We start from the raw sequence: 6,783 nt of genomic DNA on the forward strand, positions 1-6,783 counted from the left end.
TCAGGCCAGTGCTGAGCCGAGTTCGTCGACCTTCTCGATCAGTTCTGTCCCGTCGCGCGCGCTCACCGCGCCACTGCAATGCAGTGAGTACTCATCGAGCGCGCAACCTGTTTGGGTCCAGTAGCGGCGCGGCTCGGGGGTGAGCCAGGCCACCCGATGGACGCGCCTGGCCAGCTCGGCGAACAGATCGACTTGCGGATCGAAACCGTTGCTGCGCGCGTCGCCGACGACGAGAACCGACGTACGCGGCGTGATGAGACCGCGGTGGATCTCGAGCAACTCGGTGAGCATTCGGCCATAATCGCTGGTCGCTGACAGGTCCAGGTCGTCGGTGGCCAGCACGGCCGTGAGTGCGTCGTCAGCTGCTGCGGTTCGCAGTGCGGTGGTGACCAGCACGGGTCGGTCCACGAATGCGACGACCTCGCAGTGGTCGCCGAACTCGTACAGGGTTTGTGCGAGTCGCAGGATGAAGCCCGCGACTGGTCGCACCGACAACGAGACGTCGACAAGGACGAGAAGCCGTACCGGGCCGGGTGTGCGATTCCTGCGCCACAGTGTGAGGGGGACCCCGTCGGTGCGGACGGCGCAGCGCATCGTGCGACGCATGTCGAGCGATCCACGATCAGCCGCGCGCACCACCGTGCGCGGCGCTCCCCGAATTCGTTGGACGAGTCGGTGACATGCTCGGTCGATCTGTGCTTGGTCGGTGCCGTGAACCGGATCGGTGTCAGGACCGGTGATCACGGGTGTGGCGGCAAGACGTTCGGATAGGGCCGAGATGAACTGGGACAGAGCATGTTCGAGCTCCTCACGTTGCTCGTCGGTGAGGTTGTCCGCGCCGTCGTCGTCGTAGGCGCTGCGTGCGTCGGCGGCGTCGAGAGCGGCGAGAATCGCTGCGGCATCGGCCATGGAGAGCGACGTTCCGCTGACGCGGGCCGTCGAGCCGACGAGCTCCCCGGCCTTGGCTGCTGCTGCTCCGTCGATCTCGACCGTGTAGGTGATTCCGCCTGCGACGGTGTTGCTGTCAGAGTCGACAGCCAACTGTTCGGTCCCCGCCGATACCGAGAAGTCGTTTTCTTCGCGATGCGCGCTCTCCCCTTGACGCTCCCGTGCGTCTGGATCGTCGGCCATCAGATCGCCGATCTCATCGGTGTGCTCGTCTGCGCCGATCCTCCTCGCCGCGCCGTCGAACTCATCATCCCAGGCGATGTCATCGGGCAGTTCGGCTGCCGTGCCGCGGGGTCGCGGAAGGTCGGTGGCCGTATCGCGATGCGGTACCCCAACGAACACGAGATCGAAGGCGATCTCGAAGCCGTCTGCCTCGTGCGCATACTTGACGCTCACCGCGCGCAGCGCAGCCCGCAGTCGGTCGAGATCGTCGGCGCCGACGAGTGCCAGCGTGCGACGGATCTCGATGACCTCGGCCGGGGACACGGTGACCCGGTGGCCGCGGAGAAGGTGTCCGAACATCACCGAGAGTGCGTCAAGAACGCGATCACGTGTCCGGGCGCCGCTGCGCTCTCGAGAAGTGGTCACGTCAACGTCGAAGGGCGCTACGCGCACGACCCGACCCGAAAGCTGTTGCTGTCAGCGACCCTCGCGGACTAGAACCGTCGCTCGCGGACGGCCTCGAATCCTGGATGTCGGACCCGGACGACGCTGGTGTGCCCACCATGGCCCTGGCGATATCGAGATCACTGCCGAACTTCACCAACAGTGCGAGAAGTGCACGGTCTGTCGACGTTCGATCGTGCGTGACGTCGGCTGCGTGTGCGGCAGTCGTCGTGCGCAGGTACGACGCTGCCCGCGCGGCATCGATCACCTCGGCGATGGAAGGACTCTTACGCAGCGGCAACTCCCGCAGACGGCGTGCGAGGTCGACGACGTCGGCGACCACCCCGGGTTCCACTTCCGGCGCGCGCACCGACACGATTGCCCGCTCGCGTTCGACGTCGGGATAGTCGACCTGGAAGTGCACGCAGCGTCGCTTCAGGGCGGGCGACAGTTCCCGGGTGTCGTTGGAGGTCAATATCACCCACGGTGACGAACGCGCGGCGAAGGTGCCGAGCTCGGGAATCGTCACCTGCCGCTCCGCGAGTACCTCGAGCATCACGGCCTCCATGGCCTCGTCGGTTCGATCGATCTCGTCTATGAGCAGCACGGTGGGCAGCGGTGCAGTGATGGCCGCGAGCAATGGTCGTGCGACGAGGAAGTCCTCGGTGTAGACGCCGATGTCGGTGCGCGAGAGCGCCGCCGACGCCGCGGACAGGGTGGGCTCGTCGGCGAGCTCACCGCTGATTCTGTCGCGCAACATCTGCACGTGAAGAAGCTGGCGGGCGTAATCCCACTCGTAGAGTGCTCTGGAGTCGTCGAGACCCTCGTAGCACTGCAGCCGGAGGAGCTGCCGATCCGAGGCTGCCGCAAGGGATTTGGCGAGCTCGGTCTTGCCGACGCCCGCGGGTCCCTCGAGTAGGAGAGGCCTGTCGAGCAGTGTCGCGAGGTGCACAACGACGGCAAGGTCGTCGTCGATCAGGTATTCCTGCTCAGCGAGTGCATCGGTGAGTTCTTCGACCGTGTCGAATCGGGTTGTGGCGCTGGACAAGTGGCGGGACGGCACTGTTGTGCTCTCTGGCATGGCTCCTCATGACGATCGTGCGCGGTGACCTGGGGTGCGGATCGGTCCAGGTGAAGGGTCAGGTCGCGACCTCGCCCGGACCGATCCGCGGCTCGGGAGGTGCTCAGTCTCCCGAGGGCTTGTAGCGGTGGCTCAGTAGCTACCGGTCATTGCATGGGTCACCATCGGGATGAGTGACTCGACGGTGCACTCGCGCGGGTTACCCGGCGTGCACCAGTCGTCCATCATGTGTTCGGCGATTGCGCGGATCTGCTTGTCCGAGGTGTCCATCGTGTCTCCGCGGCCCTCGTACTTGCCGGTGTTCATCCGGTTCTTCTCGTAGCTGTTGACGCTGAGCTGTCCGAAGTTGTCGGGGATACCGAGGTCCTTGGACAACCGGATCGCCTCCTCGACTGCGGCGTCGGCTGCCTGCACGGTCGACATCTTGCTGGTGTCGATACCCAGCAGTGCGGCGATGTCGGCGTAACGCTCGTAGCGGCTCGGCAGGTTGTACTCCCAGACGCGCGGAAGTGCGATTGCGTTGTTCAGGCCATGGTGGCTGTCGTAGAAGGCGCTGACCGCATGTGACAGTGAGTGAATCAGCCCGAGGCCACCCGAGTTGAATGCTTGTGCCGCAATGTATTGCGCGTGCATCATGCCGGTACGTGCCTCGAGATTGCGAGGCTCGTACACGGCGGTGCGCAGGTGGTCACGGATGAGTTCGATGGAGTACTTCGCGTTGCCCAGTGACGGCGCGAAGTCGAGTCGCGAGACATAGGGCTCCGAGGCGTGGGCCAGCACATCGAAGCCGCAGAAGGCTGTGAAGTGTTCGGGGCAGCTGTAGTAGAGCAGCGGATCGTCCATGGCGAGGTCGACGAGGCAGGTGTCGTCGAACGCGACCCACTTGTGTGGCTTGTTCATGTCCGAAGTGTCGGTGATGACATAGGCCCAGGAGGTCTCCGAGCCCGTGCCCGCAGTGGTCGAGACGGCGATGTGCGCGGGGTTCTCCTTGTTGGTGGCCTTGGAGAAGCCTTCGAACTCGTTGATGTTGCGGCCGTCGTGGGCGATCACCATGCGTGCGCCCTTGGCGGCATCGTGGCTTGAACCACCACCGACGGAGATGATCCCGTCGCACTTCTCGGACTGGTAGAGCGCCGCGGCGTCCATGCAGTTGTAGTCCTTGGGGTTGGACTCGACCTTGTCGTAGAGAACGACGTCGACACCCTGGTACTCGATCTTGCCGACGAGTTCCTCGATGATCCCCGAGCCACGCAATCCCGTGGTCATGAGCAGGACGCGGGTCATCCCCAGGTTTTTTGCTTCAACGCCGAGCATGTCGTGCGCGCCGACGCCGAGCTTGGCATTGGGGAACGGGTGGAAGTCCTTGATCGGGAAGTCCCAGATCTGATTGAGCTCGATGGCCATGTGGCGATCTCCTTGTGACGTAACCGGTGATTCACGATCCACTCTGTGCGCCATATCACGTCTGAACAAGTCCACCTGCTCAGATGAAAAGATGATCAGACCAGAAGAGCAGCGGAATCCCTGTCCATCCGGACAGGGAATCCGTGCGTGCTCGTCAGTCGGCGCTCGTCTCTCAGTCGGCGCTCGTCTCTCAGTCGGCGCTCGGTTCGGCGCTCGCCGACCAGCGCACCGACGTCACCGGTTCGGCGCGCACCACCGTCGCGAGAGCGTCTTCGATGTCGCGGTCGTTGCGCTCGGCGCTGAACACATGCGCGGTGATCGTCACGATCCCGTTTTCGTCGTCGGTCGCGGCGATGGACCGTACGGTCAGCTCCGGACGGTGCACGGCGTCGAACACCATTGCGCGCACGGTGGTTTCGGCCGCTTGTGGACAGGTGACCTCGAAAATGTAGTTCGCGGAGGGCGATTCACGGCCGGTGTCGCCGGGGTGGCGGTCGATCAGCCTACCGAGGGGTCGGAGCAGCGTATTCGCGAGCATCACGGTTGCCGTGCCCGCGATGGCGACGAGGAGGAGTCCGCCGCCGGCGAGAGCGCCGACAGCGGCCGACGCCCACAGTGTCGCCGCTGTGTTGAGACCGGAGATCGACGCGCCCTGCTTCATGATCACGCCTGCACCGAGAAAGCCGATACCGGAAACGATCTGGGCAGCAACGCGAGTCGGGTCGGCGTCTGGACCGTGAAAGCTGAATGCCCCCATCACGACGAACAGGGCCGCTCCGAGCGCGACGAGTGCGTTCGTTCGCAGACCCGCTGTGCGAGAACGCCACTGGCGTTCGAAGCCGATCGCGGCTCCACATAGCAGTGCTACGGAGATACGGGCAAAGATGTCGAGTGCGGTGATGGACATGAGGACCGCCTTGGGGTCAGGGTTCCCCAACCCGCGCGCGGCCGCGGTACCGCACGCGATACGCGCGGCGTCGGCTCACCTGTGACGAGCGAGGGGAGGGCACGATTCGAACGATGCTCTGTCAGAAGAACTGTCACCAGATGGCATTCGGATCTCACCTCCCTGCAAGCGCATTCGCACCCGGTCGGTCGAGTGCATATCAGTGATAGCCGTGCTGGCCGGTGATGTCAACGTGACGGACGACATGTGGAGCCGAGATGTCGGAATAGAGAAGTCCCATGTGGCGCCGATGACAACACGCGGTGCTGCTGATGCTCACGCGCCGATGATCAGCAGCACGATGAGGGCAAGGTTCAGCACGACGATGAGCACCGACGACACCGCGGCTCCGATGCGCAGCGGCCACCCATCGGCGTACTCGCCCATGAGCCCGCGGTCGGCGGTGAGTCGGCCGAGGGGGATGATCGCGAACGGGATTCCGAAGCTCAGCACCACCTGACTGATCACCAGCGCCCAGGTTGGGTCCACACCGACAGCGAGCACGACGAGCGCGGGAATGAGCGTGACGAGTCTGCGCACCACGAGAGGAACCCGAACGTGCAGTAGGCCGTCCATGATCGCCGAGCCCGCCGACGAACCGACAGAGGTCGCTGCGAGCCCGCTGGCCAGCAGGCCGATTGCGAAGATGGTCGCCACCGAGGGGCCGAGGGAGTCGCGGACGGCGTCGTAGGCTCCCTCGATGGTGTCGGTGCCCTCCTTGCCGCGGAGGTTGGTGGCCGCGAGCAACAGCAGTGCGATGTTCACGGCGCCTGCCACGATGAGAGCGATGACGACATCCCACCGCGTCACCCTGATCAGGCGCCGCTTTCGCGACGGCGACGAGCTGATGCCGTGTCGGTCGACGACCAGTGAGGAGTGGACGTAGATCGCGTGCGGCATCACAGTCGCGCCGAGCATGGACGCGGCGAGCAGCACTGTCTCGGGGCCCTGCAGGCGGGGCACGAGCCCACCGAGAACCTCTCCGGCGGGCGGCGGTTCGACGACGAGGCCTGCGAGGAATCCCACGACGATGATCGCGAGCATGCCAAGGATGACCCGTTCGAAAACGTGTTGTTGGCGCGCATTCTGCAGAAGCAGCATCAGGAGAGACACCACGCCGACGATCACGCCGCCGAGGACGAGTGGCAGTCCGAACAGCAGATGCAGTGCGATGGCCCCGCCGAGCACCTCCGCGAGGTCGGTTGCCACTGCGACGGCCTCGGCCTGTGCCCAGAACGCGAGTCGAGAACGACGACCCATCCGCGCCCCGATCAGGGCGGGCAGTCCCTTGCCGGTGACGATGCCGAGCTTCGCCGACTGGTACTGAATCAGCATGGCGATGACGTTGGCCAGCACCAGCACCCAGACCAGCAGAAACCCGTATCGGGACCCTGCGGTGATGTTGGCTGCGACGTTGCCCGGGTCGACGTAGGCGATCGCGGCGACGAAGGCGGGGCCGAGTAGTGCGACGTTGCGCAACAGCGCACGCGGACGACGTATGCGTCGGCGGGCCTCGGTCGGCTCCGGCTGCTCGCGCTCTTCGACCGTGCTCACCTGACCAATCTCGCACAGCTCGACGTCGAGTTCAACACGGGCGAATCAAAAAGTTCGGGTGACCGAAACTGAGTGGTCGTCGACTGACCCGACTCGGATCCCAGACGCGGCTCGAGTTGGCAGACGCGGCTCGAGTTGGCAGACGCGGCTGGTGCACCAGCCGCGTCCACATGCTCGGGCCGCGTCTGGGATGCCGATCGTCACTGGGGAACGCGAAGTACACCAACGAACACATACCCACTGT

Annotated in this window: 5 protein-coding genes; all 5 read right to left on the reverse strand. The window is 64.8% G+C overall.

Features of this window, described 5'->3' with window-relative positions; translation table 11 throughout:
• The 5 genes from madC to A5777_RS23400 all read right to left on the reverse strand — a co-directional run bounded on the left by madC (position 1) and on the right by A5777_RS23400 (position 6,539).
• Positions 1-1,536: a MadC family VWA domain-containing protein gene (gene madC, locus A5777_RS23380; protein ID WP_064865184.1), complete on the reverse strand. Its 1,536-nt coding sequence runs from the start codon at positions 1,534-1,536 to the stop codon at positions 1-3.
• A gap of 1 nt (position 1,537) precedes the next feature.
• Positions 1,538-2,635 (reverse strand): MadB family AAA-type ATPase, encoded by a 1,098-nt coding sequence (locus A5777_RS23385; RefSeq protein WP_064865187.1) that lies wholly within the window; start codon positions 2,633-2,635, stop codon positions 1,538-1,540.
• A gap of 132 nt (positions 2,636-2,767) precedes the next feature.
• Positions 2,768-4,039 (reverse strand): NDMA-dependent methanol dehydrogenase, encoded by a 1,272-nt coding sequence (gene mdo / locus A5777_RS23390; protein ID WP_005205843.1) that lies wholly within the window; start codon positions 4,037-4,039, stop codon positions 2,768-2,770.
• 190 nt (positions 4,040-4,229) lie between these two features.
• Positions 4,230-4,940 (reverse strand): MgtC/SapB family protein, encoded by a 711-nt coding sequence (locus tag A5777_RS23395; RefSeq protein ID WP_197500809.1) that lies wholly within the window; start codon positions 4,938-4,940, stop codon positions 4,230-4,232.
• A gap of 321 nt (positions 4,941-5,261) precedes the next feature.
• Positions 5,262-6,539, reverse strand: coding sequence for an Nramp family divalent metal transporter (locus A5777_RS23400; protein WP_064865194.1), 1,278 nt, complete (start codon positions 6,537-6,539; stop codon positions 5,262-5,264).
• Positions 6,540-6,783: the final 244 nt, after the last annotated feature.

This window comes from Gordonia sp. 852002-10350_SCH5691597, from assembly GCF_001665715.1.
GTDB lineage: Bacteria > Actinomycetota > Actinomycetes > Mycobacteriales > Mycobacteriaceae > Gordonia > Gordonia sputi.

What these genes read in the sequence shown, in the direction of transcription:
- A5777_RS23385 (WP_064865187.1), bottom strand. Translation starts at nt 2,635, where the DNA reads ATGCCAGAGAGCACAACAGTGCCGTCCCGCCACTTGTCCAGCGCCACA.
- mdo (WP_005205843.1), bottom strand. Translation starts at nt 4,039, where the DNA reads ATGGCCATCGAGCTCAATCAGATCTGGGACTTCCCGATCAAGGACTTC.